General features: G+C 74.6%; 27 protein-coding genes. 18 read left to right on the forward strand and 9 right to left on the reverse strand.

What is annotated here, in order from left to right; all coding sequences use genetic code 11:
- Positions 1-10 precede the first annotated feature (10 nt).
- Positions 11-2,494, forward strand: a complete 2,484-nt coding sequence (locus tag JNW98_RS12380) for an HAD-IC family P-type ATPase (protein WP_223768214.1) — start codon at positions 11-13, stop codon at positions 2,492-2,494.
- 61 nt (positions 2,495-2,555) lie between these two features.
- Here the strand turns inward: JNW98_RS12380 and JNW98_RS12385 are convergent, their stop codons facing one another.
- From JNW98_RS12385 to JNW98_RS12405, 4 genes are all read right to left on the reverse strand, one after another.
- The gene (locus tag JNW98_RS12385; protein ID WP_223768215.1) at positions 2,556-2,750 is read right to left on the reverse strand and encodes a DUF1059 domain-containing protein; all 195 of its coding nucleotides are present in this window, start codon (positions 2,748-2,750) and stop codon (positions 2,556-2,558) included.
- A 340-nt stretch (positions 2,751-3,090) separates the two neighbouring features.
- On the reverse strand, positions 3,091-4,011 hold the full coding sequence (locus tag JNW98_RS12395) for a trypsin-like serine peptidase (protein ID WP_223768216.1): 921 nt from the start codon (positions 4,009-4,011) through the stop codon (positions 3,091-3,093).
- A gap of 387 nt (positions 4,012-4,398) precedes the next feature.
- Complete coding sequence (locus tag JNW98_RS12400; protein WP_223768217.1) at positions 4,399-5,079, reverse strand: DUF6585 family protein; 681 nt, start codon at positions 5,077-5,079, stop codon at positions 4,399-4,401.
- A gap of 239 nt (positions 5,080-5,318) precedes the next feature.
- The gene (locus JNW98_RS12405) at positions 5,319-8,447 is read right to left on the reverse strand and encodes a sacsin N-terminal ATP-binding-like domain-containing protein (RefSeq protein WP_223768218.1); all 3,129 of its coding nucleotides are present in this window, start codon (positions 8,445-8,447) and stop codon (positions 5,319-5,321) included.
- A gap of 295 nt (positions 8,448-8,742) precedes the next feature.
- On the opposite strand from JNW98_RS12405, the gene JNW98_RS12410 reads away from it, so the two are divergent.
- The 3 genes from JNW98_RS12410 to JNW98_RS12420 all read left to right on the forward strand — a co-directional run bounded on the left by JNW98_RS12410 (position 8,743) and on the right by JNW98_RS12420 (position 9,801).
- Positions 8,743-9,042: a hypothetical protein gene (locus tag JNW98_RS12410; protein WP_223768219.1), complete on the forward strand. Its 300-nt coding sequence runs from the start codon at positions 8,743-8,745 to the stop codon at positions 9,040-9,042.
- Between the two features lie 133 nt (positions 9,043-9,175).
- The gene (locus JNW98_RS12415) at positions 9,176-9,430 is read left to right on the forward strand and encodes a ribbon-helix-helix protein (RefSeq protein ID WP_223768220.1); all 255 of its coding nucleotides are present in this window, start codon (positions 9,176-9,178) and stop codon (positions 9,428-9,430) included.
- Positions 9,427-9,801 carry a PIN domain-containing protein gene (locus JNW98_RS12420; RefSeq protein WP_223768221.1) on the forward strand — a complete coding sequence of 125 codons (375 nt, stop codon included), beginning with the start codon at positions 9,427-9,429 and terminating at the stop codon, positions 9,799-9,801. The genes JNW98_RS12415 and JNW98_RS12420 overlap by 4 nt, the downstream gene beginning before the upstream one ends.
- Before the next feature lie 159 nt (positions 9,802-9,960).
- On the opposite strand, the gene JNW98_RS12425 is transcribed toward JNW98_RS12420, so the two are convergent.
- Positions 9,961-10,857, reverse strand: a complete 897-nt coding sequence (locus JNW98_RS12425) for a DUF3027 domain-containing protein (RefSeq protein ID WP_223768222.1) — start codon at positions 10,855-10,857, stop codon at positions 9,961-9,963.
- A gap of 478 nt (positions 10,858-11,335) precedes the next feature.
- Between JNW98_RS12425 and JNW98_RS12430 the strand changes: the two genes are divergently transcribed.
- The 4 genes from JNW98_RS12430 to JNW98_RS12445 all read left to right on the forward strand — a co-directional run bounded on the left by JNW98_RS12430 (position 11,336) and on the right by JNW98_RS12445 (position 15,047).
- Positions 11,336-12,799: an MFS transporter gene (locus tag JNW98_RS12430; protein ID WP_223768223.1), complete on the forward strand. Its 1,464-nt coding sequence runs from the start codon at positions 11,336-11,338 to the stop codon at positions 12,797-12,799.
- 108 nt (positions 12,800-12,907) lie between these two features.
- The gene (locus JNW98_RS12435) at positions 12,908-13,363 is read left to right on the forward strand and encodes a DUF2771 domain-containing protein (protein ID WP_223768224.1); all 456 of its coding nucleotides are present in this window, start codon (positions 12,908-12,910) and stop codon (positions 13,361-13,363) included.
- 2 nt (positions 13,364-13,365) lie between these two features.
- Positions 13,366-14,193 (forward strand): futalosine hydrolase, encoded by an 828-nt coding sequence (locus JNW98_RS12440; protein ID WP_223768225.1) that lies wholly within the window; start codon positions 13,366-13,368, stop codon positions 14,191-14,193.
- On the forward strand, positions 14,193-15,047 hold the full coding sequence (locus tag JNW98_RS12445) for a 1,4-dihydroxy-6-naphtoate synthase (RefSeq protein ID WP_223768226.1): 855 nt from the start codon (positions 14,193-14,195) through the stop codon (positions 15,045-15,047). Before JNW98_RS12440 ends, JNW98_RS12445 begins: the two co-directional genes overlap by 1 nt.
- A 139-nt stretch (positions 15,048-15,186) precedes the next feature.
- Here the strand turns inward: JNW98_RS12445 and JNW98_RS36585 are convergent, their stop codons facing one another.
- Positions 15,187-15,570, reverse strand: a complete 384-nt coding sequence (locus JNW98_RS36585) for a cold-shock protein (protein ID WP_308015569.1) — start codon at positions 15,568-15,570, stop codon at positions 15,187-15,189.
- Positions 15,571-15,904: 334 nt separating this feature from the next.
- On the opposite strand from JNW98_RS36585, the gene JNW98_RS12455 reads away from it, so the two are divergent.
- Positions 15,905-16,150 carry a hypothetical protein gene (locus tag JNW98_RS12455; RefSeq protein ID WP_223768227.1) on the forward strand — a complete coding sequence of 82 codons (246 nt, stop codon included), beginning with the start codon at positions 15,905-15,907 and terminating at the stop codon, positions 16,148-16,150.
- Positions 16,151-16,344: 194 nt separating this feature from the next.
- Here the strand turns inward: JNW98_RS12455 and JNW98_RS12460 are convergent, their stop codons facing one another.
- The gene (locus JNW98_RS12460; protein ID WP_223768228.1) at positions 16,345-17,040 is read right to left on the reverse strand and encodes an HAD family hydrolase; all 696 of its coding nucleotides are present in this window, start codon (positions 17,038-17,040) and stop codon (positions 16,345-16,347) included.
- Between the two features lie 302 nt (positions 17,041-17,342).
- On the opposite strand from JNW98_RS12460, the gene JNW98_RS12465 reads away from it, so the two are divergent.
- The 8 genes from JNW98_RS12465 to JNW98_RS12500 all read left to right on the forward strand — a co-directional run bounded on the left by JNW98_RS12465 (position 17,343) and on the right by JNW98_RS12500 (position 23,403).
- Positions 17,343-18,389, forward strand: a complete 1,047-nt coding sequence (locus JNW98_RS12465; RefSeq protein ID WP_223768251.1) for a FecCD family ABC transporter permease — start codon at positions 17,343-17,345, stop codon at positions 18,387-18,389.
- Positions 18,386-19,495: a FecCD family ABC transporter permease gene (locus JNW98_RS12470; protein WP_223768229.1), complete on the forward strand. Its 1,110-nt coding sequence runs from the start codon at positions 18,386-18,388 to the stop codon at positions 19,493-19,495. The genes JNW98_RS12465 and JNW98_RS12470 overlap by 4 nt, the downstream gene beginning before the upstream one ends.
- Entirely contained in the window at positions 19,492-20,325 is an 834-nt protein-coding gene (locus JNW98_RS12475; protein ID WP_223768230.1) for an ABC transporter ATP-binding protein, read from the forward strand. The genes JNW98_RS12470 and JNW98_RS12475 overlap by 4 nt, the downstream gene beginning before the upstream one ends.
- Positions 20,326-20,375: 50 nt before the next feature.
- Positions 20,376-20,900: a hypothetical protein gene (locus JNW98_RS12480; RefSeq protein WP_223768231.1), complete on the forward strand. Its 525-nt coding sequence runs from the start codon at positions 20,376-20,378 to the stop codon at positions 20,898-20,900.
- 54 nt (positions 20,901-20,954) lie between these two features.
- Positions 20,955-21,587 (forward strand): DUF2975 domain-containing protein, encoded by a 633-nt coding sequence (locus tag JNW98_RS12485; RefSeq protein WP_223768232.1) that lies wholly within the window; start codon positions 20,955-20,957, stop codon positions 21,585-21,587.
- Positions 21,587-21,811, forward strand: coding sequence for a helix-turn-helix domain-containing protein (locus JNW98_RS12490; RefSeq protein ID WP_223768233.1), 225 nt, complete (start codon positions 21,587-21,589; stop codon positions 21,809-21,811). Before JNW98_RS12485 ends, JNW98_RS12490 begins: the two co-directional genes overlap by 1 nt.
- A gap of 74 nt (positions 21,812-21,885) precedes the next feature.
- Positions 21,886-22,767, forward strand: a complete 882-nt coding sequence (locus JNW98_RS12495; RefSeq protein ID WP_223768234.1) for a hypothetical protein — start codon at positions 21,886-21,888, stop codon at positions 22,765-22,767.
- Between the two features lie 324 nt (positions 22,768-23,091).
- Entirely contained in the window at positions 23,092-23,403 is a 312-nt protein-coding gene (locus JNW98_RS12500) for an RICIN domain-containing protein (protein ID WP_223768235.1), read from the forward strand.
- Positions 23,404-23,450: 47 nt separating this feature from the next.
- Here JNW98_RS12500 and JNW98_RS12505 read toward each other — a convergent pair whose 3' ends face one another.
- Positions 23,451-24,059, reverse strand: coding sequence for a hypothetical protein (locus tag JNW98_RS12505; RefSeq protein ID WP_223768236.1), 609 nt, complete (start codon positions 24,057-24,059; stop codon positions 23,451-23,453).
- A 267-nt stretch (positions 24,060-24,326) separates the two neighbouring features.
- Positions 24,327-24,908 (reverse strand): TetR-like C-terminal domain-containing protein, encoded by a 582-nt coding sequence (locus JNW98_RS36590; protein ID WP_223768237.1) that lies wholly within the window; start codon positions 24,906-24,908, stop codon positions 24,327-24,329.
- 144 nt (positions 24,909-25,052) lie between these two features.
- Between JNW98_RS36590 and JNW98_RS12515 the strand changes: the two genes are divergently transcribed.
- Positions 25,053-26,261 (forward strand): FAD-dependent monooxygenase, encoded by a 1,209-nt coding sequence (locus JNW98_RS12515; RefSeq protein ID WP_223768238.1) that lies wholly within the window; start codon positions 25,053-25,055, stop codon positions 26,259-26,261.
- The last annotated feature ends 52 nt before the right edge of the window (positions 26,262-26,313 follow it).

Here is a 26,313-nt window from a genome sequence, read left to right on the forward strand (position 1 = left end):
CGTCGGATGCATGAGCGATCCGGCGCAGACCGCGGGCAAGGCCGCGGAAGGGGCCACGGACGGGGCCACGGACGGAGCCGCACGCGACGCTCCCGCCCGCTCGTCGTCCCGACACCCCGAGCCGGCCGCGCAGCACCGCGAGCCGGCCGCGCACCCCGGCCTGACCGCCGCCGAGGTCTCCGAGCGCGTCTCCCGGGGCGAGGTCAACGACGTCCCGGTGCGCTCCTCGCGGTCCGTGGGCGAGATCGTCCGGGCCAACGTCTTCACCCGCTTCAACGCGATCATCGGCGTCCTCTTCCTGATCATCCTGGTGGTCGGCCCGCTCCAGGACGGCCTCTTCGGCTTCGTCATCGTCGCCAACACCGCGATCGGCATCCTCCAGGAGCTGCGCGCCAAGAAGACCCTCGACTCGCTCGCCGTCATCGGCGAGTCCAAGCCGACCGTCCGCCGCGACGGCAAGCCCGTCGCCCTCGCCACCGGCGAGATCGTCCTCGGCGACGTGATCGAACTCGGCCCCGGCGACAAGTGCGTCGTCGACGGCGAGGTGCTGGAGAGCGACGGCCTGGAGATCGACGAGTCGTTGCTGACCGGCGAGGCCGACCCGGTGCTGAAGAAGCCCGGCGACCAGGTCATGTCGGGCTCGTTCGTGGTCGCGGGCGGCGGCGCGTTCGCCGCCACCAAGGTGGGCCGCGAGGCGTACGCGGCGCAGCTCGCCGAGGAGGCGTCCCGCTTCACCCTCGTCCACTCCGAACTGCGCACCGGCATCAGCCGGATCCTCAAGTACGTGACGTGGATGATGATCCCCACCGCCGTCGGCCTGATCATCAGCCAGCTGGTGGTCCAGGACCACGACTGGCGGGAGGCGGTCCGGCGGATGATCGCCGGGATCGTGCCGATGGTCCCCGAGGGGCTGGTGCTGCTGACGTCCGTCGCCTTCGCGATCGGCGTCATCCGGCTGGGCAACAAGCAGTGCCTGGTCCAGGAGCTGCCCGCGATCGAGGGCCTGGCCCGCGTGGACGTCGTCTGCCTCGACAAGACCGGCACCCTCACCGAGGGCGGCATGGACGTCTCCGACCTGCGGCTGCTCGCCGACATGGAGGAGGCGTACGTCCGCCAGGTGCTCGGCGCCCTCGGCGACTCCGACCCGCGCCCCAACGCCAGCCTCCAGGCGATCGTCGACGCCTACCCCGACGGCGAGGGCTGGCGCTGCGCCGAGGCGCTCCCCTTCTCCTCCGCCCGCAAGTACAGCGGCGCCGAACTCCACTCCCCCGACGGCGAGTCCGGCACCTGGCTGCTCGGTGCGCCCGACGTGCTCCTGCGGGAGGGCGACCGGGCGCTCGGCGAGGTCGAGGAGCTCAACTCGCAGGGCATGCGCGTCCTCCTGCTCGCCCGCGCCGCCGACGGCCGCGCCCTGGACGACCCGCGCGTCACCGAGGACGTCAGCCCGGCCGCCCTCGTCGTCCTCGAACAGCGGCTGCGGCCCGACGCGGCCGACACCCTGCGCTACTTCGACGAACAGAAGGTCGCCGCCAAGGTCATCTCCGGCGACAACGCGGTGTCCGTCGGCGCGGTCGCCGCCAAGCTCGGGCTGCCCCGCGCGGAGTCGCCCGTCGACGCGCGCAAGCTGCCCTCCGGGCGCGAGGACATGGGCAAGGCGCTCGACGAGGGGTCGGTTTTCGGCCGCGTCACGCCGCGGCAGAAGCGGGACATGGTCGGCGCGCTCCAGGCGCGCGGGCACACGGTCGCGATGACCGGCGACGGCGTCAACGACGTGCTGGCGCTGAAGGACGCGGACATCGGCGTCGCCATGGGCGCCGGTTCGGAGGCGACGCGGGCCGTCGCGCAGATCGTGCTGCTCAACAACAGCTTCGCCTCGCTGCCCTCGGTGGTCGCCGAGGGGCGCAGGGTCATCGGCAACATCACGCGGGTGGCCACGCTCTTCCTGACCAAGACCGTCTACTCGGTGCTGCTGGCCATCCTCGTCGTCTGCACCCGGGTGCCGTACCCCTTCCTGCCCCGGCACCTGACGCTGCTGTCCACCCTGACGATCGGTGTCCCCGCCTTCTTCCTGGCCCTGGCGCCCAACAAGGAACGCGCCAAGCCGAACTTCGTCCGGCGGGTGATGCGGTACTCCGTCCCGGCCGGGCTCATCGCGGGCCTCGCCACCTTCGCCACCTACCTGCTGGCCCGCCACCACTACTCGGGCGCCGGCGCGCTCGACGCGGAGACCAGCGCGGCGACGCTCACCCTGTTCCTGATCTCGATGTGGGTGCTGGCGATCATCGCCCGGCCGTACACGTGGTGGCGGGTGCTGCTGGTCGCGGCGATGGGGGTGGCTTTCCTGGTGGTGCTGGGGGTGCCGTGGCTCCAGCGGTTCTTCGCGCTGAAGCTGGTGGGGACGACGCTGCCGTGGGCGGCGGTGGGGATCGCGGCGGTGGCGGCGGCGGTGCTGGAGGCGGCGTGGCGGTGGGTGGGGCGGCGGTTCCCGGCGTGAAACGGCGGTAGCGCGGCGGGCGACCGGAAGCGGTGCCCGCCGACCACCTTCAGCAGTGAACTCACCCGGATGGAGGCCGCTCGTCCTCCAGGAAGTCCCGCAGCTTCTCGCGCAGCTCCGGCGTGTCCTCGTGCTGATGCACGGAGACGGCGTGCTCGGCCGCGGCCCGCAGGACCTCGTCCTCCTCGCCGGAGATGGTGAGCGTGCAGTGCGACTCGCTGGGGTACTTGCGGCAGTCCGCCACTTTCCTGGTCATCTCTGCCTCCCGGATCCCGGACCGGATCGGTACTTCCAGCGTAGGACGGGAGCCACGCCGCCTCAGTCGCCGAGCACCCGCCGCACGTGCGCGGCCAGCGCCGCGCGCAGCCGCTCCGGATCCTGGCCGCGCTCGCCGACGAGGTGCTCGACGAGGTCGGCGCGGACGGCGGCGAGGAGCGCGTAGGCGGTGAAGGACGCGTCGTCGTCGGATCCGCCGGGCAGCCGCCCCCGCCCCCCGACGGGACCGTGCGGTCAGGGGGCGCCCCGCGGCCGGCCCCGGTCCGGCGCGCGCCCGGGTCCCGTCGGCGGATCCACCGACGCCCCGCGCGCGGCGCGGCTCAGCGGCGCTGCGCCCGCTCGTAGACGGCCTTCGCGACCGCACCGAAGCGGGGGCCGGACATCGTCCGGCTGCCGTCCGGGGAGTCGCCGTGGCTGTTGACCGACACCAGCGTCCCCAGGCCGGACTTGGCGTCGAAACCGGCCAGCCAGGGGCCGCCGCTCGACCCGCCCGCCATGTCGCAGGGCATGACCAGCTCGTCGTCGGGCCCCGCCTTCGTCGTCCCCGCGCAGGTCAGCAGCTCCTCGCCGCGCTGCGGGCGGGACGCCGGGTAGCCGAAGGACGTCACCTTCACGCCCGGCTTCCGGTCGAACGCGATCGACTGGCCGCCGACCGCGTCCGTCAGTTTCTTCCCCTTGACCGGGTCGACGGTCAGCGCGGCAACGTCGCCGACGGCGTCCTTGGCCCAGGAGGCGGGCGTCACGGTCCCGGAGACCGGGAAGACGCCGTACGGGCGCTTCCCCTTGTCGTAACCCGGCACGAACACGAGGTCCGTGTACGTGTTGACGGGCGAGGCCGGGCGGCGGACGCAGTGTGCGGCCGCCATCACCACGGAACGGTTGCCGCTGCGAACGGCGGTGGCGGTGCACCAGGTGTCCTCACCACTGGCGTTGACGAAGAACAGCCGGCCGACGGTCTTCATCCGCACGCCCTTCCAGGGCTTCGCCAGCGGGCCGGTCTTCCCCAGGTCCACGGCCTGGCCGGTCTTCCGTATCCGCTCCGGCGTCCAGTAGGCGAGCGCCTCCTTGCGCTCCTTCGCCGTGTACGTGACCTCGGCGACGGCCGGCGCGGCGGCGGTCCGGCCGGCAGGGGCCGGGCCGGCGGCGGAGGCCGCCGAGGCGGCGGGAGCGGCGCCGAACGTCGCGGCGGCGGCCAGGACGGCGGCTGCGAGCCTGCGGTGGGCGGGGCGGGGAGCGCGCATGGGGGGTGGTGTCTCCTGACGGGGCGTTAGGGACGGCTGTGTCGGGCGGGGAGACGAGCGGGGGAGCGATGCGGTTCCCGGGGCGGCGCCCCTGCGCGCGGGCCCGCCGGGCCGGGCTCTTCCGGGCGGACCCCTCCGCACCGGAGTGCTTCCGCGCCGGGCCCTTCCCGCGACGCCCACGCCGGGCGGCGACCCGCGTCCGGATCTCCCTGCCGGCGGGCCGGCCCATGCCCGTCGGACCGGCCCATGCCCGTCGGGCCAGCCCATGCCCGTCGGGCCAGCCCATGCCCGTCGGGCGTCGAAGGCCATCAGGACCCGTCAGGACCCGTCAAAATCCGTCAGGCACCCGCCCGGGGCCCACCCCCGCCCCACCGCGCCTCCTCCCCCTCAGCCTATGCGCGGCAACGGATCCCGCAGCTCGGCGAAGAGGGCCAGGAACACCTCGTAGTCCGGCACGTCCCCCATCTCCCGGGTGCACTTCCTGGTCCAGCCGCCGGCCAGTTCCACCGTCACCCAGCCCTCCTTCACCCGCGCCGGCCCGACGCGCTCCCACGGAACCGGCTTCTTCCCCTTCCAGATCAGGCCGCCGGGGGCGAGGCCGAAGTCCCCGAAGAAGACCTCGTGCCCCTGCCGGAGCCGTTCCCGGTCGGCCGGCAGCCGCCGGGCGGCGACGTGCTTGCGGAGCGCCTCGCCCAGCCCGTAGTACCGGTGCCCGTGGTCACCCTCGCGCTTGTAGTAGGCGTCGAGCTTCAGCGAAGCGCCCTTCGCGCAGGCGACCGTGAAGGTGAAGTACATGGCGTCGTGCTGGCCGTTGTACGTGCGGTGGGTGACCCTCGCGGCCACCTCCGTCATGTCGTCGAGATGGAACGCCAGCGCCGGCTTCCCGTGGTTGTGGCGGACGACGCCCCGCGCGAACTCATAGACCCGGTTGGGTCTTTTGTGCGACACGCCGTTCGTCAGCGCGTACACCTCGAGCAGCTCGCCCAGGTCTCGGCGTTCGGCGGCCTCCCGGGCCTCCGGCGTGAAGACGCGCCAGTCGCCTTCCCTCGGCAGCAGTATTTCCGGCATGCGGCACCCCCGTGCGTCCGATCGGATACCGGGCAGCGTAGCGCCGGAGGGGCGCACCCGTCCCGCCGTGCTCCGGATTCGCACCACCCGGGCGGGCGGGCCCAGAGAGCGCGCCCCGCCACGCCACCGCGTGCGGCCTCACCCGCGGCAAGGCCGCCTCGTCGTACCGCCGTTGAACGACGTACCACCGTTGAACGACGTACCGCCGTTGAACGACGTCCCGCCGTCGAGCGCGGGCCTCAGTCGAACCACCGGTCCCGCGCCAGCTCGGCCGTCCGCGACGGGTCCTCCAGTAGCGCCGCGGCCTCGAAGCGGCGGGACCAGTGGCCGGCGGCCCAGGCGAGGCCGGCGGCCACGCCCTCCAGGGTGGTGGCGTGCAGGACGCCGTCCGGGCCGTACCGCCAGTCCAACTCCACGCCGTCGACGACCAGTTCCTCGTGCTCGACGTACGTCGTCGGCGCGGTCGGCAGCAGGACGCGGACGCCGTCGGGGACTTCGCGCGTCTCCCCGGCGCTCGCCTCCACCACCGCGGGCACCGCCTCGCTCAGCCGTCGCACCTGCAACAGCTCGGCCAGGTCCGCGGCGCGGTCCGGGCGGACGGGGAGCAGCGGCAGTCCGGCGGCGAGCGGGAGGAGGTCGGGGGCGTCGGCGACGAGCGCGTCCGCCGCGTCGACGACGCGCACCTCGCCGTCGACGACGGCCCGCAGTTCGTCGGGGAGGGTCACGTCCTCCGGGTCGAGCGCGGCCAGCAGGCCGTAGAGGGCGTGCAGGCGGTCGGCGCGCACCGGACGCTCGGGGTCGGCGAGGCGGGCCAGCAGCTCGGCGGCGCCGCCCGGTTCGTCGAGCAGGGCCGCGGCGGTGGTGCGGACGCCGAGGGCGCGCAGCACCTGCTCGTCGGCGAAGCCGGACGCGTCCGCCTCCTCGTACAGCCCCTCCAGCAGCGGGTCGCCGCCGGCCGCGCGCAGCCCGGCGGGGCGGCGGCCGTCCAGGACCGGGTGGCCGCGCAGCCACCAGGCGGTGTACGGGCGGACGCTCTCCGTCGTGCCGTCCGGCAGCAGGACGCGCACGGGCGCGGTGAGCGCGTCCCGCAGCGGCGGCCTGGCCAGCATGGCGAGGGCCCGCGGCCAGGCGTCGTCGTCGACGAGGTCGAGGTCGCGGACGGCGGTGAGCTCCGTGGCCACGGGCGGCACGGGCGTCTCGGGGAGCCCGTCGAGGACGTCCTCGCACCACACGTCGACGGCGTCGAGCAGCCCGGCGTCGTCGGGCTCGGGGAAGTCGCCGTCGCGCGGCTCCAGTTCGTCCGGGTCGAGGACGACGTCGGTCGCCCGGACGAGGGCGAAGTCGGCGAGGACGCCGACGGCGGTGAGCGGCTGGGCGCCCCAGCGCTCGGCGAGGTCGGCGTCGCAGGCGGCGAGTTCGCCGGGGCGGATGACACTCTCGAACGGGCTGCCCGGGAGGACGAGTTCGCCGGCGGGGGCGAGTTCGCCGTCCTCGTCGGGGAGGGCGAGCGCGGCGAGCCACGGCTCGTCGCCGGGGGCGAGGTTGGCGTCGCGGACGAGCGCGAGGACGGTGTCGGCCAGCTCGTCGGGGTCGAGGGCGTCCTCGTCCCAGACCTCCGCCGCGTCGAGCGAGCGCGCCACCGCGGCCCGCACCTGCGGGGTGGTGAGCACCGCGCGCGGCGAGGACGGCGTGGCGCCGAGCTTCTCCAGCAGCGGGTGGGCCGCCGCCGGGTGGGCGATCTTCAGGCCGAGGCGGGACAGCCGTTCCGCGCCGGACGCCGCCTCGGCGTCGGCGGGCGGCAGCAGCACCTGGCGGGGGCCGACCGTGGTGCGGTTGCCGTCGGCGAGGGGGACGGGGAGGCCGCTCAGCCGGTCGGGGTCGACCCCGGCGAGGCTGTCGTACAGCCGCCACCACCACTCCGCCGTCCGCTCGACGCCCGCGAGCCGGTCGATCGTCTCCCCCAGCGACACCCGCGCCACACCGAGCGCGCGCAGCTCGTGGCGGCGCTCCAGCCCCGCCGGCAGCAGGCTGCGGAACAGCTCGCCGAGCACGGCGACGGTCCCCGCGCCCGCGCCCTCCACGACCTCGGCCTCGTCGGGGCGCAGCGCGTACGCCTCCTCGTCCTCGGGCGCGTTCGGCACGGCGGCGGACGCGCTCGGCAGGAACGCCACCCTCGGCAGCCGCTCCAGCACCAGGCTGCGCAGCTCCGCGTCGAGCGGGCTCTGCGCCAGCGGCGACGGGACGAGGTCGAGGATGCCGGCCGACACCGGCCGCCAGTCGCGCAGCAGCGCCGTGTACGCCTCGGCGGCGCGGCCCACGAGGAAGTCGGTGAGCGGGCCGGGCGCGGCGTGCCGGCGCGTCGGGTCCATCGGGAACGTGGCGATCAGCAGGGCGGGCAGGCCCAGCGGCTCGTCCGTCGGGGTCGGCGCGTGCAGCACCGGCGCGGTACGGGGGCGGACCGGCGCGCCGTCCGCGCCCACCGGGACGGCCCAGGTCAGCGCCCAGTTCGGGCGCAGCCGTTCCTCGATCGGGCGGTCGGCGAGCAGCGCCGGGTCCACCCGCCCGCCGGCCCGCTCGACGCGCCAGCGGGTGGTCTCCCCCGCGCTGTCCTCGACGATGACGTGCCCGGCCTCCTGACGTGTCGTCAGCGTCCGGGGGGCCGCGCCGGGCAGCTCGACGACCACCTCCCGCAGCCCGGGGAGGGCGAGCAGCAGCGCGTCGTCCACGCCGGCGAGCAGCCGCTCGGCGAGGTCCTGGGCGGCGCCGTCGCGCAGCGGCAGCACGACCACGGTGTCGTAGCCCTCGGGGGCCGCGCCCTCGGCCGGCAGCGGCAGCCGGAGCAGCGGGACGTGGCCCTCGCGGCGGCGCAGCTCGTCGCCGAGCGCGGGCGCGCCGGCCGCGGCCTGCTCCGCGAGCCCACGCGCCTCGGCCAGCGACCAGCGGACACCGCCCGAACGGCTGAGGACGGCGGGCTCGTCGCTGACGGCCAGGACGGCCGCGAAGCCGACGCCGAAGCGGCCCGCCGCGTCCGTCTCCTCCCGCTTGGCCGACGCCCGCAGCGTCGACAGCGACTCCACGCCCACCGGGTCCAGGGCCGCCCCGGTGTTCGCCGCCGCGAGCACGGCCGGACCGTCGCCCTCGGCCGGGTGCAGCGTCAGCCGCAGCCGGCCGGACACCCCCGCCCGCGCGGCCGCGTCGGACGCGTTCTGCGCCAGCTCGACGACGAGACGGTCCCGGTAGCCGCCGAGCGCCAGGTCCTCCTCGGCGTTGGCGTCCTCCCTGAACCGGGCCGCCGACGCGGTCCAGGCGTCCAGCACCCCCCGGCGGAGGCGGCCGGTACCGAACGGGTCCGTCGCTGTGCCGCTCACGTCGTCTCGTCTCCTCTGCGTACACCTTTGCCCACAGGGTGAGCCTTGCAAGGGTGAACGTACCGTGCGGGTGTTCGCGGGGTGGCGGGATGGGGCGGCCGGGGGCGACCGGACGGGGCCCCCTCGGCCCGCACCCGCACGGATCGCCCGGAAACGCGCACGGCGCGGTCGAGGCCGCCTCCGGCAGGCCGATCTATGGTCAGGTCCCTCAAGTGCGCCGGAAGAGGCGCACACTGACGCGCGAGGAGTTGACGTGGGGTACAGGTCGCACGGATGGAAGCGCACGCTCGCTTCGATGGCCGTCGGGTTCAGCGTGCTGGCGGGCGGCATGGTGCTCGCGCCGAGCGCGCACGCCGCCGCCGCGCGGTGCACGGGCGCGATGGCCGCCCCCGATTCCTGGGCCGACCGCTGCACGGTGACCAGCGGCCGGTCCGGCGCGTGGACCAAGTGCGCCGACGGCACGGAGATCTTCGGTCCGCTGCAGCGCAAAGGACGGTACATATTCGCCGGTGAATGCGGCCGCCACGGGCGGTACGTGAGCCACGGGACCTACGACGAGCACCGGAAGATCCACCGGCACCGGCGCGGACACTGACGGCCGCCGGCCCGCGTCCGAAGTGACCGGCCCGCACCCGGAAGGGTGACGGCCGGGCGGAACGCGGCCCGGCTGCCCGCCGGCCTCTTCCGAAAGCCGGACACCGCGACTCTACCGGCGGTAGAATCGCGGTATGGGCAACCCAACGAGCATCAAGACCACCGAAGAGGTCCGCGACCGGTTGCGGGTCCTGGCGGCCGAGCGCGGAACCACCATCACCGAGCTGCTGGCGGAACTCGCGGCGCGCGAGCTCACGGAGGCGGAGCGGGAGCAGCGCGCCGTGGAGGCCGCTCACGAGCTCGGCGTCGAGTACACCGACACGGTGCGCCGAGCCGGCCGGGACGCCTGGGCCGCCATCCGTGCCCACCAGGGGACGGCCGCCGCGTGAACCTCACCGCCGTACTGGACCACACGGCCCTGGCCGCCCTGTACCGGGCCGACCCGTTCTTCACCGGCCTGTACATCGAGACGTCCCGCGGCACCGGCCGCATCCTCGTCCCGTCGCTGGCCGTCGTCGCCGCCGAGCGACGGGTCGCGGGCGCCGGCAAGCACGCCGCTTCCCTGCGCTTCACGGAGTCCGTCCCGTTCACGGAGGCTCACTCCGTGGACGCCCTGCGCTGGCCAGGCGCGGACTGGCCGGTGGCTCACACCGCCGCCATCGCCTGGCAGGCCGTCACGGCGGGAGAGCCCGTCACCGTCCTGTCCCTGCAGCCCGACCTGTACGCGGAGACCGGGATCACCCCGCTGAACCCCCACTGACCCGCAGGCTGCCGCGCGCGCCTCGCAACCTCCGCCGGGCCGCCGGGCCCTGGCCGGCGGCACGTCCGGCAGGACGGACGCCCCGGACACCCCGGACGGGTGACCGGCCGGGCGGTCCTCGGTTCCCGCCGTCCGCGTCCCCGCCCCGCCCGAGCGGGGCTAAGCGTGGCCGAGGTCCTCGTCGCCCGCCGTCGCGTCGTCCATGGGCAGCAGGTCGACGACGGTCTCGTCGATGACGGGGGCCGCCGGGCGCGGCGGCTTGGGCATGACGGCCGCTTCGGAGTGGCCGCCGCAGCCGTAGGAGAGGGAGACGACGTGGCCGTCGGCGGCGCCGAACTCGTTGCCGCAGACGCCGAAGGCCTGGCCGAGGGAGCCGCCGATGGGGACGAGGAAGCCGCAGCTCACGCAGGAGGCGGGGGCGGCCTGGGCCATCGGGGTCTTGGCGCCGTGGGACTCGTCCCAGCGGTCGGCGGCGATGTGCAGGCCGTAGCGGGACAGCACGCGGGCGCGGCGCATGCCGAGCTCTTCGGCGAGCGAGGTGAGGGAGCCGCGCGCGGGGGCGCTCGGCTGGGCGGCGGGCGAGCCGGCCGCCACCTCGGCGTCCTCCGCGTCGGCGAGGTCGGTCAGCTCGTGGGAGAGGACCTCCGGGGAGCGGACGGAGTTCGGCGGCGGCTCCTCGGCGCCCGTCCAGCCGGGCTCCAGCCGCAGGTCGTCGGCCTCGGTGGGGAGCAGGTCGCCGGGGCCGAGGTCGCCGGGGCGCAGCCGCTCGCTCCAGGGCACCCATTCGGGGGCCATGAGGGCGTCGGGGCCGGGCAGCAGGACCGTCTCGTCGAGCGTGACGTTCTTGGCGCGGGAGGCGCGGGCGACGGTGACGGCCCAGCGCCAGCCGCGGTAGCCGGGGTCGAGGCAGCGGAAGTAGTGCGTGACGACGCGGTCCCCGTCGGCGGAGACCTCGACGTGGTCACCGACCTGCCCGGGGTGCGCGGCCTCCTCGGCCGCCGTACGGGCCAGTTCGACCGCCTCGGCGCACAGGCGGTCCGGGGTACGGCTTCGCATCGCAGCACTCACAAGAATCGATTCTCTCTTCCACGCCGTCTCACGAGTGCGCCAGCCGAGCGGCCGGGTCGGCGGACGGAGCGGACCGGAGGACCGCGTCGACGTCCGCGCCCGAACGGCCTCGGGCGCACCTGGTCATGTCCATTCTGCGGGATCGAGACTCGGCGCGCGGCCAAGAACGACCGCTGGTGGCGCGTGGGGCACGCTACCCCGGGTGACCACCCGGGCGGTACCCGGGTTTCGGTGAGCTCCCCGGGTCGCTCCGGTACGCCCCCGGGAGCGCGGTGCGCGGTCGCCCCCGGGAGCGCGGTGCGCGGTCGCCCCCGGGAGCGCGGTGCGCGGTCGCCCCCGGGAGCGCGGTGCGCGGTCGCCGCCGGGAGCGTGGTGCGCGGTCGCCGCCGGGCCGGGCGCGCGCGTCCGCCGAAAGCGACCGTGCCGGGAGTGCCGTACTCCGCTCCTGGTGGGGCAAGATGACGTGGTGGGTGTCATCCGGTCAGCACATGGCGGTCCGCTCCGCCGGGGCGGCCGGAGCGTCGGGCGTGCCCTGCGCGCGCCCGTCACGTTCGCCGCCCGCGGCATCCGCAAGGCGACGAACGCGCACGGGGCGGGCGAGTCGGGCCTGGCCAAGCTGATCGAGCTGCACGCGGTGCACTCCGCGGGCGACATGCTCATCACCATCGCGCTGGCCTCCACCGTCTTCTTCTCCGTCCCCACCGACCAGGCCCGCGGCCGGGTGGCGCTGTACCTGGCGATCACCATGGCCCCGTTCACCCTGCTGGCCCCGGTGATCGGGCCGCTGCTGGACCGGCTCCCGCACGGGCGCCGGGCCGCGATGGCCGCGGCGATGATCACCCGGGTGGTCCTGGCGCTGACCATGACCGGCGCGGTCGCCACCGGCGGCCTGGAGCTCTATCCGGCGGCCCTCGGCGTCCTGGTGGCGTCCAAGGCGTACGGGGTGGTGCGGTCGGCCGTCGTGCCACGGCTGCTGCCACCGCGGATCTCGCTGGTGAAGGCGAATTCCCGGGTGACACTCGGGGGGCTGCTGGCCACAGGACTGGCGGCCCCGCTCGGAGCGGGGCTGCACCAGCTGGGGCCGGCCTGGCCGCTGTACGGCGCGTGCGTCGTGTTCCTGCTCGGCGCCTACCTGTCGCTGTCGCTGCCGCACGCGGTCGACTCGGCGAAGGGCGAGGCCCGCGCCCGCCTGGCGTCGAACGAACACCGGCACCACCGTCCCCACCTCCCGCAGCGCAGCCGGCGCCCCCGGCCCGCCCCGGGCCGGCGCGGCGACCCCGGCGTGTGGCGGGCGTGGCGGGAGCGACGGGCGGTCCGGGACCGCCGGCCCAAGCCGGGGCTCCGTACCGTCGGCCGCTCGGTGCTGCACGCCCTCCAGGCGAACAGCGCGCTCCGCATGCTGTCCGGATTCCTCACCTTCTTCCTGGCGTTCCTGCTCCGCGTCCACCCGCTGAGCGGCCTGAGCCCGGCGTTCTCGCTGGGCATGGTCGCGGTGGCGGCCGGCGGCGGGAACGCCCTGGGCACCGCGATCGGCGCGCTGCTGCGCTCCCGCGGCCCGGAGAAGACGATCGCCGTCGTCCTCACCGCGGCGCTGGCCTCGACGGTCGTCGCGGCGGTGCTCACCAACGCGTTCTTCATCGTCCTCGTCGCGGCGGTCGCGGGCATCTCGCAGGCGCTGGGCAAGCAGTCGCTGGACTCGCTGATCCAGCGCGACGTCCCGGAGGAGGTCCGGACGTCCGCGTTCGCCCGGTCCGAGACGCTGCTCCAGATGTCGTGGGTGCTCGGCGGCGGCATCGGCATCCTGCTGCCGCTCAACGGAGTGCTCGGCATGGCGGTGGCCGCCGGGTTCCTCGCGCTGGGCGTGGCGACGGCCGTCCGGGGGCTGCTGACGGCGGCCCGGCGGGGGACGCCGCATCCGCGGGTGGCGTGACTCGGTCGCGTGATTCGCGAGGGCGTTCGCGACGGCATTCGCGACGGCGTGACGCGGCTCGCCGCACCCGCGCGTCACGGGATTGACGTGGCCATATAGCCTGCCCGCATGACCGCTGCGTTTTTCCGGGGCAGAAGCCGCCGCGCCGCTGCCGCTCTCGGGGCCGTGACCTTCGGGGTCGTCGCCCTCTCCGCCTGCGACAAGCCGACTCCGCTGACGACCCTGACCGTCGGCAAGTCCGAGGTCCACTCCGAGGCCGCCTGCTACAACGGCAAGGGCGGCCTCGACGAGGATGACTTCGGCGACTGCCTGAAGGAGAACGGCAAGACCATCAAGGCGACCATCGACGACAACCTGCACTTCGGCGTCGACCCCAAGGTCGCCAAGAAGGGCTGGACCGTCTTCGTCAACAACCAGCAGACCGGCCGGTCCACGAAGACGTACCGCACCCTCCCCGCCCGCACCTTCCTGCAGGGCGCCGAGGAGGCGAAGATCAGCATCGTCATGTTCGGCGACGGCAAGCCGTACGGCATCTGGAACTACACGCTGAAGAACGACAGCTGACGATGCGCGTCCTCGTCGTCACCGCCGTCGCCGCCGAGCGCTCGTCCGTGACGGCCGCCGCCGGTCCGGCGGAGCCCGAGGAGCTCGCGCTGCCCGGCGGCGCCGTCCTGCACCGGATACCGGCGGCCGGCGTGACGTACGACGTGCTGGCGGCCGGGGTGGGCCCCGCCGCGGCGGCGGCCGGCACGGCCACGGCCCTGACGACGGCGGCGCTCGCCGGCGCCCCGTACGACCTGGCGGTCTCGGCGGGCATCGGCGGCGGCTTCGCCCCCGGAGCGCCGCTCGGCGGGCTCGTCGTCGCGCGCCGGATCGTCGCCGCCGACCTGGGCGCGGCCACGGCGGACGGCTTCCTGCCCGTCACCGAGCTGGGCTTCGGCGTCGACGCGCACCCGGTGGACGACGCGCTGGTCCGCGCGGTCGGCGCGGCGACGGGCGCCGAGCCCGGGGCCGTACTGACCGTCTCCACCGTGACCGGCACGGCGGCCCGCGCCGCCGAACTGGCGGCCGCGCACCCGGACGCCCTGGCCGAGGCCATGGAGGGCTTCGGCGTGGCCGAGGCCGCGGCGGCACACGGGGTGCCGGTGCTGGAACTGCGGGCCGTCTCCAACGCGGTCGGCCCGCGCGACCGGGCCGCCTGGCGCATCGGGGACGCCCTCGCCGCGCTGACGGAGGCGTTCCGGGCGGTGGGGCCGGCGCTGGCGGAGGCCGTGATTCCGGCTGCGGAGGCCGTGCACCCTGCCGGGGAGGCCGTGCACCCTGCCGCGGAAGCCGCCGTGGAAACCTCCGTGGAAGCCCTCAGGGAACCAGCCGAGGAAGGTCACCGAGCCTGATGGACCAGCCGATCCGCATCGCCTACTCCCCCTGCCCCAACGACACGTTCGTCTTCGACGCCTGGGCACACGGCCGGGTCCCCGGCGCGCCGCCCCTGGACGTGACGTTCGCGGACATCGACGTCACCAACGGCATGGCCGAGCGCGGCGAGCTGGACGTGCTCAAGGTGTCGTACGCGGTGCTGCCCTGGGTGCTGGACGAGTACGCCCTGCTGCCCTGCGGCGGCGCGCTGGGGCGCGGTTGCGGGCCACTGGTGCTGACCGCCGGCGGGATCACCGACCCGGCGGAGCTGGCCGGCCGGACGGTCGCGGTGCCGAGCGAGCGCTCGACCGCCTACCTGCTGTTCCGCCTGTGGGCGGCGGCCGAGGTGCCGGGCGGCGTGGGCGAGATCGTCGTCCTGCCGTTCCACGAGATCATGCCGGCGGTGCGGGACGGCAAGGTGGACGCCGGTCTGGTCATCCACGAGGCCCGGTTCACGTACGCGAACTACGGGCTCACCCGCCTCGCCGACATGGGCGAGCACTGGGAGGCCACCACCGGCCTGCCCATCCCGCTCGGCGCGATCATCGCCAAACGCTCGCTGGGCGCGGAGACGCTGCGGCGGCTGGCGGAGGCGGCCCGGACGTCCGTGCGGATGGCCTGGGACGACCCGGAGGCGTCCCGGCCGTACGTCATGGAGCACGCGCAGGAGATGGACCCGGCCGTCGCCGACCAGCACATCGGGCTGTACGTCAACGAGTTCACCGCCGGCCTCGGGGAGAGCGGCTACGCGGCGGTCCGCGGCCTGCTGACCCGGGCGGCGGCGGAGGGGCTGGTACCGGCCATCGGACCGGACGCGCTCGCGTTCGTCTGAGCCGCTCGGGGTATTCGGTACCCCAACGCGCCCGGAAGTATCCGGCGTTCACCGGACGGGTCTTGGGCGACCTCGACCCGTCCGGAGGGCCGTCGACCGGCCTGGTCAGACGTCGACCGGCGTCAGACGTCGACCGGCGTCAGACGTCGAGCTGGTCGGCCACCGCCCGCAGCATGCCGGCGATCTTGGAGCCCGACGCCTTGTCGGGGTAACGCCCCCGCTCCAGCTGCTGGGTGACGTTCTCCAGGAGCGTGGTCAGGTCCTGCACGATCGAGGCCAGCTCGTCCGGCTTACGGCGCTGCGCCGCCGCCACGGACGGGGTCGGTTCCAGGAGCGTCACGGTGAGGGCCTGGTCACCGCGCTGCCCGGCGACGACGCCGAACTCCACACGCTGGCCTGGCTTGAGGGCGTCGACCCCGTCCGGAAGCACCGAGGAGTGCACGAAGACGTCTCCGCCGTCGTCACGGGAGAGAAAGCCGAAGCCCTTCTCGCTGTTGAACCACTTGACCTTGCCGGTAGGCACGTCTGTCCTCGTCCTCGTACTCGTCGGAAATCGGAAACGGTCGGAATGTATCGGAAACGGTCGGTAAATGTGGGAAGTTATCGAAACATAGGAAAGCAAGTGAAAACGGCGCCGGATAGCACGGCAGCGGGCCGCTGGACCCGCCGTAACCAAGGCTAATGGTCCCGGGCCCGGTGACAAGACGTCCTCAGGTCGTACCTCTGCGCGTCCGGCGCGCCTCCGATGCTCTCCGCTCCCGCCCCGCCGCCGGGCGGTCCTTCCGCACCGTTCCTGGTCACGGCCCTGACGGGCAGCCGCGGGCCCGCGCCCGCCACAAGGCAACTACCCTGCTCGGGTGAGCAACGAAACGCCCCGGGCCGGGGATCTGCTGGTGCGCGCTGGCGCGATCGTCTTCCTGGTGGGCGCCGTGGCCACGATGGCCACCGTCGCCCCCCTCTTCCTCGGCGCCGACCCACTGCCGTCGGCCGCCTACTTCGTGTGCATGCTCATGGGTGTCGGCTTCGTCATCGCCGCGGCCGGGGTCCTGCGCACCGCCGCCGACCAACGGCGGCGCGCACGGGAGGCGTCGGCGGCGCGCTGACCTCGGGCGGCGGCCGCCTGGGGCGGGTGGGCCTGGGCAAGTGGTCCTGGGCGGGTGCGCCTGGGCGGGTGCGCCTGGGCGGGTGCGCCTGGGCGGGTGCGCCTGGGCGGGTGCGCCTGGGCGGGTGCGCCTGGGCGGGTGCGCCTGGGCGGGTGCGCCTGGGCGGGTGCGCCTGGGCGGGTGCGCCTGAGCGGTCAGGCCGAAGCCCCCGCTCCCGCAGCTCCCGCCGCGCCCGCCGTTCCCGCCTCCACTGCCGCCCGGTGGGCGCGGAGCCAGCCGGGGAAGTCCGCGAGCCCGTCGAGGACGACGTCCGCGCCGGCGGCGCTCAGTTCGCCGGCCGGGCAGGGGCCGGTGGCGACGGCGACCGACAGGGCGCCGGCCGCGTGCGCGCCCCGGACGTCGCCGGTGTGGTCGCCGACGTAGACGCCGGCGGCGTGCTCGCGCAGTGCGACCGCCTTCTGCTCGGCCCACAGGTCGCCGATCAGCGCGTCCGGTTCCAGGGCCAGGTGGTCGAGGTGCAGCCGGGCGTTCCCGCCGTGCTTGGCGGTGACGACGATCGACCGGCCGCCGAGTTCCCGTACGGCGGCGATGGCCTCCCGGGCGCCGGGCATCGCGAGGGAGGCGGTGATGGCGAGCTCCCGGTACAGGGCGCGGTAGCGGTCGGCCACCTCCGGCACGTCCGCCTCCGGGAACCACTCCCGCAGCTCCCACACCAGCGGCGGCCCGAGCCGGCCGACCGCCAGTTCGGCGTCGATGTACACCCCGGTCTCGGCGGCCAGGGCCTCGTAGGTCGTCCGGATCCCCGGCCGGGAGTCGATCAGGGTCATGTCCAGGTCGAAGCCGACGGTGAAGGGGGCGGCCGGCACGGCGGCGCTGGGCTGCGTGGTCATGCGGTTCATTGTGCGCAATGAGGTGGGTGGGGGGTGGCCGCGGGGGCGGCCGGACGAAGTCCCCCGCGCGCCCGTGTACGCGCCCCGGCCGCATGCCCCTCCTCGGCGCCCCCGCCCCCGCCGTAGACTTAGCCTGCCCTAACTCGGGCCTTTCGGTCAGAGCGTCGTGGACGTGCGTCCGTGTGCGTTCGCGTGCGTTCGCGTGCGTCGAAGTGCACGCACTGCCGCCGCCCGTCGCCCGTCCGCCCTGTTTGCCACCCGTCCCCCACCGAGAGAGCCGCCGGAACCGCGCCGTGGAAGCCATATCCGCCCCACCCGACCCGGTCGGCTCCCCCGCCCCGCCGCCACCGCCCGTCACCGTCCGCCGTCGCGTCGGCTGGACGGCCGCCGCCGTCGTGGCGCTGCTTGCGGCCGTGGTGCTCAGCCTGGCCGTGGGCAGCCGGACGATCCCGCCGGACCGCGTCCTCGACGCGCTGCTGCACGGCGGGGACGACACCACGGCCGGCGTCGTCCGCTCGCTGCGGCTGCCGCGCACGCTCATCGGCCTGATGACCGGCGCCGCCCTCGCCATGGCCGGGGTGGTCATGCAGGGCGTCACCCGCAACCCGATCGCCGACCCGGGCATCCTCGGCGTGAGCCAGGGCGCCTCGCTCGGCGTCGTCCTCGCCATCGCCGTCGCCGGGGTGCACACCCTCACGGGGCAGGTGTGGTTCGCGTTCGCGGGGGCGGCGGTGGCGTCCGTCGCGGTGTACGCGATCGCCTCGCGCGGGCGCGGGGGCGCGTCCCCCGTCAAGCTGGCGCTCGCCGGGGCGGCGATCAACGCGCTGCTGGTCTCGGTGATCTCCGGCGTGCTGACCACGCGGGCGTCCGCGCTGGAGGAGTTCCGGTTCTGGCAGATCGGCTCGCTGGCCGGCCGGGACCACGCGATCGTCGGCCAGATGTGGCCGTTCCTGCTGGTGGGCGCTGTGCTGGTGCTGTCCGTCGCGCGCGGCCTCGACGCGCTCGCGCTCGGCGAGGACGTGGCGCGCGGTCTCGGCCGCAACGTCGCGGCCGTCCGGATCGCCGCCGGCACCGGCGCGACCGTCCTCACCGGCGTCGGCGTCGCCGCCGCCGGGCCGATCGCGTTCGTCGGTCTGGCCGTGCCGCACATCGCCCGGGCGCTCGTGGGCGGCGACCACCGCCGGCTGCTGCCGATGGCGGCGCTGCTCGGGCCGGTCGTGCTGCTGCTCTCCGACGTCGTCGGGCGGGTGATCTACGCGGACAGCGAGGTGCCTGCGGGTGTGATGACGGCCCTCATCGGCCTCCCGTTCCTCGTGGGCCTCGCCCGGCGCAGGAAGGTGGCGGCATGACGGCGCAGCAGCGGACGGACCAAGCCGTCCCCCTCCGCCCCACCGACCACACCCCCCTCCGCCCCACCGGTTACACGGTCCTCCGCACCCGCCGCCCCGGCCGGGCCTCCTTCCTCCTCCACCGCCGCAGTGCGGCCGTCGCCCTCTGCCTGGCGGCGGCGCTGGCCGTGGCCTGCCTGGCGTACCTGTGCGTCGGCGACACCTTCGTCGCGCCGGGCGCGGTCCTGGACGTCCTTCTCGGCCGGCCTTCCCCCGACGAACTGGTCGTCGGCACCTTCCGTCTGCCGCGCATGACCGTCGGCCTGCTGGTCGGGGCCGCGTTCGGCATCGCGGGGGCGCTGATCCAGACCGTGGCCCGCAACCCGCTCGCCAGCCCGGACATCATCGGGGTGTCGCAGGGCGCGGGGGCGCTGACGGTCGGCGCGATGACGTTCGGCGTCACCTCGTACGCGGCGCTCCCGTACGTCTCGACGGCGGGCGGGCTGCTCGCCGCCGCCCTCGTCTACCTCTTCGCGTGGCGCGGCGGGCTGCACGCGGGCCGCTTCGTGCTCATCGGCATCGGCTTCGCCATCGCGCTGCGGGCGGTCACCCAGCTGTTCCTGACCAAGGGCGACTACCTGGTCGCCCAGCAGGCGAAGGTCTGGATGACCGGTTCGCTCAACGGCGCCGGCTGGGACGCGGCGGCGCCGGTGGCGTGGACGCTGCTGGTCCTCGCCGTGCCGCTGTGCTGGGCCGCGCGGGCACAGCGCACGGTCGCGCTCGACGACGCCACGGCCACCGCGCTGGGCGTCCGCCTGAACCGGGTGCGGGCGGGGCTCGTCCTGCTCGGCGTCGTCCTCGCCTCCGTGGCGACGGGCGCGGCGGGCCCGGTGGACTTCGTCGCGCTGCTCGCCCCGCAGATCGCCCGCAGGACGACCCGGACGGCACAGATCCCCCTCGTCTGCTCCGCGCTCACGGGCGCGCTGATCGTCGTCCTCGCGGACCTGCTGGCCCGCAAGCTCTTCGAACCCACCCAGCTGCCGGTGGGTGTCCTCACGGCCGCGGTCGGCGCGCCGTACCTCATCCGGCTGATCATCCGCGGCCGTACGGGAGGAAAGTCGGCATGACGCAGGAGCGGACAGCGATACGGGAGACGTCGTCGGCACGCCTGCGCGCCCGCTCCCTGACCCTCGCCTACGAGAACCGGACGGTCGTGGAGGGCCTCGACCTCGATGTGCCGGACGGCGAGGTGACCGTCGTCATCGGCCCGAACGCGTGCGGCAAGTCGACGCTGCTGCGCGCGCTGGGACGGCTGTTGAAGCCGGTGTCGGGCGCGGTCCTCCTCGACGGCGAGGAGCTGAGCCGCGTCCCCACCCGCCGGCTCGCCACCCGGCTGGGCCTGCTGCCGCAGACGCCCGTGGCACCGGAGGCGATCACGGTCGCCGACCTCGTCGCGCGCGGCCGGCAGCCGCACCAGCGGTGGTGGCAGCAGTGGTCGGAGGCGGACGAGCACGCGGTCGCCGAGGCGATGCGGCGGACGGACGTCGCGGCACTCGCCGACCGCCCGGTCGACGAGCTCTCCGGCGGGCAGCGGCAGCGCGTCTGGATCGCCATGGCCCTGGCCCAGGAGACCGACCTGCTCCTCCTCGACGAGCCGACGACCTACCTCGACATCGCCCACCAGGTCGAGGTCCTCGACCTCGTCCGCCGCCTCAACACCGACCGCGGCCGCACCGTCGTCGCCGTCCTCCACGACCTCAACCAGGCCGCCCGCTACGCCGATCACCTGGTCGCCATGAAGGACGGCCGCGTCGTCGCGCAGGGGCGTCCGGGGGACGTGGTGACGGCGGAGCTCGTCCGCGACGTCTTCGGCCTGGAGTCGGTGGTCGTCCCGGACCCGGTGACGGGCGGCCCGCTGATCGTCCCGGGGCCACCGGCGGCGGCAAGGGCCCGCTGAGGGCCGGGAATGCCGTGGCCGCGGGGCTGAGAATTCCGTAAGTTCCCCCGATGACCTACGACATCGAGCTCGAGCGGACGGAGCAGGGCCTGACGCCCGGCCGCTCCGACGCCGATCCCGGCGTCGGTGACGTCGGCCCCGACATCGGTCATGTGGACCCCGACATCGGCCTGCCACGGCTCCGGCTCACCGGCGAGCAGTGGGCCGCGTGGCACCGCGTCGTGGACCGGGTCTCGCGTGAGTTCGGACCGGTCGGGACCGAGCGGTTCCCGTACAGCCTGATGCTGGAGACCGCGGGGCCGCCGGGCCGCGTGCAGCTCGACTACTACGGGGACAGCGCCACCATCGAGGTGCCGTACCGCCACTCGGGGCCGGCGGCGCTGTCGGTGATGGAACTGGCCTACGGGATCGCCCGCGTCGTCGAGGACGAGACCGGCCTGACGGGCCACGACCACGAGGTGGACCAGCCCACCCGCACCGGCGACCCGGCCAGGGCCGCCGCCCGGATGAGCGGCATCACGGACTGGGCGCAGAGCCACCTGACCCAGCACCTCCCCCCTGTGTCCGCGACTTGACGGCTCCATATCGCTAATCGATAGTATCGAATAGCGATATGGAGCTTGGGTTGCTTGAGCGAGGGGATCGTCATGTCCGAGGCGTCACCGTGGTGGGTGCGGGCCAACAACCACGTGCTGGAACTGGCCGCGGGGCTGGGGGTGCTGCTGGTGGGCCTGTTCAAGGTGGTTTTCCCGCTCCTCGGCGTCACCGGCCCGCTCCCGCCCCTCGCCGACACCCGCACGGTCAGCGTCGCCGCGCCCGCGACCGCGTCCGACGCGGCGGCCTCGGGGCCGGTGACGTTGCGCGGGACCGGCCGGGCCGAACTCGTCTTCCACGACCCGGACTTCGGGGACCGGCTGCTCCTCGCCCTGCCCGGCGTGACCGGCGCGCTCCTGCTGGTCGTGGTCTTCTACGAGCTCCTCCTCATGGCCCGCACCTTTCACGCGGCGGACTTCTTCGCCCCGCGGAACGCGCGGCACCTGCTCGTCATCGCCGGGGCACTCCTCCTGATCGGCACGGTCCCCCCGGCCCTGGACGTCCTGACGACGCACCTCCTGGTCGACGGCACCCCGGTCGAGCCGACCGTCCGCACCCCCTACGCGATGAGCACCGCGGCGATACTGGGAGCCTTGCTGACCGCGGCCGCGGCCGCGGCGTTCCGCCGGGGGACGCGGCTCCGCGAAGACACGGAAGGGCTGGTCTGATGCCCCCCGAGGACCCGCACGAGATCCACTGCCACCTGGACCGGCTGCTGGCCGACCGCGGCATGACCCTCGCCGAACTCGCCGGCCGCGTCGGCGTGACGGTCGCGAACCTGTCCATCCTCAAGAACGACCGCGCCAAGGCGATCCGCTTCAGCACCCTGAGCGCGATCTGCCGCGAACTCCACTGCCAGCCCGGGGACGTCCTCACGTTCGGCGCCGACTAGGCGGCACACTCGCGGAAGTGTCCCGCGAAATGCGGGATGCGGGATGCGGGATGCGAATGTGGAATGGAGTACACATGACCAGGCCGGAGCCGAGCACTTCCGAGGGCATGACGAGTGGCAAGTCCCGGTTCGACGACATCTACGGCCGGCCGGACCCCCGCGCGTACTTCAGGCGGCTGGCACCCTTGCGGTACGAGATCCCCCATCACGCCCAGCCGGTCTTCCGGAAGGCCGCCGCCGAACGGTGCGCACTCGACGACGGGATCCCCGGCACGCCCGCGGTGCTGGACCTGTGCAGTTCGTACGGAATCACCGCCGCACTGCTCAATCACGACGTGACCCTGGCGGAGATGTACGAGCGGTACACCTCGCCCGCCTGCGAGGCCATGTCGACGGCGCGGCTCGCCGCCTGGGACAAGGAGTTCTACGCGGAACGGCGTCGCCCGGACGCGGTTCCGGTCTTCGGCCTGGACGTCGCGGCACCTGCGGTGCGCTACGCACTGGAGGTGGGGCTCCTGGACGCAGCCTTCACCGACAACCTTGAACAGGGCCCGCCCGGCCCCCGGCTGGGCGACGCGCTCGCCACCGTCGGCCTCATCACCCTCACGGGCGGGGGCAGTTACGTCACCGCCCGCACGTTCGCCGCGCTGCTGTGCCGCACGCGACGTCCCATATGGGCGAACGCCTTCGTCCTGCGTACGGTCTCCTACGCCCGGATCGGTCAGACGCTGGCCGCGTACGGGCTGCGCACAACCGTCGACGCGTCCCGGACCTACCCGCAGCGGCGCTTCACCGACGGGCGAGAACGCCGGTACGCTGTCGCCGCGGCGCGGTCCGCGGGATACGACCCCGCCGGGCGGGAGGAGGCGGGCCGTTTCCACTGCCTGCACTACGTGTCCCGCCCCGCCCGCCCCGCACGCCCCGCCCAGGGGGCCGGAACCGGCGAGCGCGCGTAGCCGGCCGGGCGTAGATGACCCGGCCCAAGTGGCCCGTGCGGCCCCGTGCGGCTCATGCGGCGACTCCCTTGGCCGTTCCGGCCGTTCTGTCGGCGCTCCGGTTTGGCCCTGTGTTCGCCGTGGACAAACTCGCCTGCGCACAGCAGTCAACTGGTTGCTGAGAGCCGGGACATGGCAGATTCGGTGATGTTCGGGCAGCGGCGTCTTGGGGTGGAGGTTCATCAGCGGTCTCTTACGCGTGTGGGTCGACCGAGGCGACGCATCGGTGTCGTGTCCGGCCCGAGCGGGAAGGTCCTCGACGGGGCTTTCCCCAGGGGCGGTGCCGTGAGCATCCCCGCCCAGGCCAAAATCATCGCCAAGCACAGCGACAAGGCCCTCGACGTCAGCGGCGCGAGCAAGGAGAGCGGGGCGACGGTCGACCAGTGGGACTGGTCCGACGTCGACCAGCAACGCTTCCGCTTCGAGCCCGTCGGCGACGGCTACTACAAGATCGTGGCCAAGCACAGCGGCAAGATCCTCGAAGTCGCCGGCGGGCCCGGCAACACCGCCAATGACGCCCTGATCAAGCAAGCCGACGACACCGGCAGCGCGAATCAGCACTTCCGCCTCGACCCCCTCACCGGTGGCCTCTGGTAGCCCACCGCAGGCGGGGCGCCGTCAGGAATCGCGGGCCGCCCGGGCCGTCAGCAACGCCCCTCCACACCGGCCGTTCCCACCGCTTCCACCACACCGGCCGCCCTGCGGCGCCAGTACGCCACCGTGACGAGGCCCAGCAGCGGGCCCCACAGGACCAGCGGCGCGTAGCAGGCGTAGTAGACGGCGGCGGCCCAACCTCCTTGCCTCCCCGGATAGTCGTCGGGCAGCGGGTCGCCGCGCACGGTGGTGCCGGTGAGTTCGGTGACGATCAGGAGGACCGTCCAGAGGAGTGTGAGCAGTACGGCGCCCACGGCGCCGGGTACGACGGCGGCGGCCGTCGGTACGCGGCGTCCGCGCAGGACGGGGACCCAGCGCGGGAAGACCTCGCCCCAGGCGGCGACCAGCCCCACAGCGGTGATGGCCAGCGCCTCGGAGAGGAGCGACAGGAAGAGGACGTACGCCTCGGACGGCAGCCACGCGGGCAGGTCACCCCGCCCGTGCTCGGCACCCCCGCCCAGGAAGGCCCCGCCGACCCGCCACAGGCTCGACGGCAGGACGACGAGGGGCACGGCGTAGGCGGCGACACGCGCCCAGCGCGGCACCCCGGCGACGGGGTCGTGGACTGCTTTCCAGGCGGCGCGGAGCCGGCGCGGCATGCGGATCCTCCGGTCGTTCGGCGGGCGTTGGCACACCACCGACGATCGCGGGCCGCGCGGCCCGAGGAATCGGCCCCGGGAAGGACCCGCGTCCGCCACGGGGAGGAAGCGTGCCTGGCTGGGGACTCAGCCTTCCGGCACTGCCACCGAGTGGCTCGGGCTCCCGCCTCTCGGCAGCCTCGTCGATCCGCTCGGCAGCGGCCGGGAGGCGGAGGCACGGACGGCCGGATCAGCCGGCGGGAGTGGCGGGGCGCCCCCGCCGTCGGATCACTCCGGCGCCGCTCGCTCGCGCGCCGACCGGATGGCGAGGACGTTGTCGACCAGCCGTACGGCGTCCGTCGCCGGGTCCATCGGCATGGACAGCAGCGCGCGTACGTAGGCCGGGGCCAGGATCAGCTCGAAGATGTCCGTCCAGGTCAGCACGGTGGCACCGGCGGCGTCCAGGGTGGCCTGGATCTGGCGGATGCGGGGTTCGGCGAAGCCGAGTGCGTCCTGCCCCTCGTCGCCGGCCCGGAGGAGGGCCCGGAAGAAGGCCAGGTGGCCGGGGCGGGTCAGGTCGGTGAGCAGGTTGGTGACCCAGGTCCGCAGGTCGGCCCGCAGGTCGCCGGTGGCGGGGAGCGGCGAGCGACTGTCCAGCTCGTCCACGACCGCGTCGATGATCAGGCCGTCGGCGGTGCGCCAGCGCCGGTAGACGGTGGCGACGTGGACGCCCGAGCGGGCCGCCACCTCCGCGATCTCGACGGTGCCGTCGGCGGATTCGGCCAGCAGCTCGCGGGTGGCCGCCCGCACGGCTTCGCGGGTGCGGGCGGTGCGGCCTCCGGGCCGGGCTGTCCCTGATGCTTGCGTCACACCACCACCCTATCGCGAAACTCTTGCATTAGTACGTCGGACGGGTCTACGTTAAACGCGAATCCTTCGCATCAGGGGCGCCGTCAGGGACAGCTGACGAGATATCGAGACGCCTCGCGGACCCAATCGGAACCGGAGGCCCTCGTGGCTCACGCACTCGTCGTCGGCGGCGGAATCGCGGGTGACACCCTCGCGTTGCTCATGGAACGGGACGGCTGGACGGTCACCGTCGCGGAGATCGCGCCGGCCCTGCGCACCGGCGGCCAGACCGTCGACCTGCGCGGCGACAGCCGGGAGGTGCTGGAGCGCGCCGGCCTCCTACGGCAGGCCCTGGACCGCCTGATCCCGCAGCGCGGCGCGGCCTGGATCGACGCGCGGGGGCGGCGCCTCGCCGAGATGCCGGTCGAGGCGTTCGACGGCCGCGGGTACGTCTCCCGCGAGGAGCTGTCGCGCACCGACCTCGCCCGGATCCTCCACGAGGCGGCCGGGCCGGGCGTGACACACCGGTTCGGCGAGACCGTGGACGCGCTGGAGGACACCGGCACGGGCGTGCTCGCCCGCTTCCGCGGCGGCATGGAGGAGGAGTTCGACCTGGTGGTCGGCGCCGACGGCGCGCACTCGCGGGTCCGCGCGCTGCGGTTCGGGCCGAAAGCGCGCTACCGCAGGCCCCTCGGCCTGGCGCACGCCTGGTTCACCCTCACCGAACGGGCCGGGACGCCGCCGCTGGACGGCTGGTTCCTGATCCACAACGCGCCCGGCCGGCGCGGCGTCTCGGCTCGCCCCGGCCACGCCGGGGAGCAGGAGATCGGCCTGACCTTCGCCGCCGACACCCTGCCCCCGCGCCGCGACCGCGAGGCCCGGTTCGCCCTGCTGGAACGGACGTTCGCCGATGTCGGCTGGCGCACCGCCGAGTTCCTCGACGCTGCCCGGCAGGCCGACGACTTCGCCCTGGACACCTTCGACCAGGTGCACGTGCCGCGCTGGCACGCCGGCCGGACCGTCCTGCTCGGCGACAGCGCCTGGTGCGCGAGCCCGCTCAGCGGCCTCGGCACCGCCCTCGCCCTGCGCGGCGCCGCCGAACTCGCGGCCGCGCTCCGGGCCGTCGGCGCACCCGCCGACACCGCCGGGGTTCCCTCCGCTCTGGCCGCCTTCGAACGGACGATGCGGCCCCGGGCCACCTCGGCCCGTCAACTCCCGCCCGGCCGGGTCGCGTCCATGGCCCCCAAGTCCGCGCTGGGCATCCGGGCCAACGCGCTGGCGATGCGCGCCCTCCAGTCGAAGGCCGCCCGCCCGCTCGTCCACCGCGCCCTGGCCGGCACGGAACACGGCCGCACCGCCGACCGGGGCGCCTGACCGTCGGCGCGCCCGAGGCATCGGTGGAGGGAACGCCTACCCCTCTCCCGGG

Source organism: Streptomyces huiliensis (genome assembly GCF_020037025.1).
In the GTDB taxonomy this organism is placed as follows: Bacteria; Actinomycetota; Actinomycetes; order Streptomycetales; family Streptomycetaceae; genus Streptomyces; species Streptomyces huiliensis.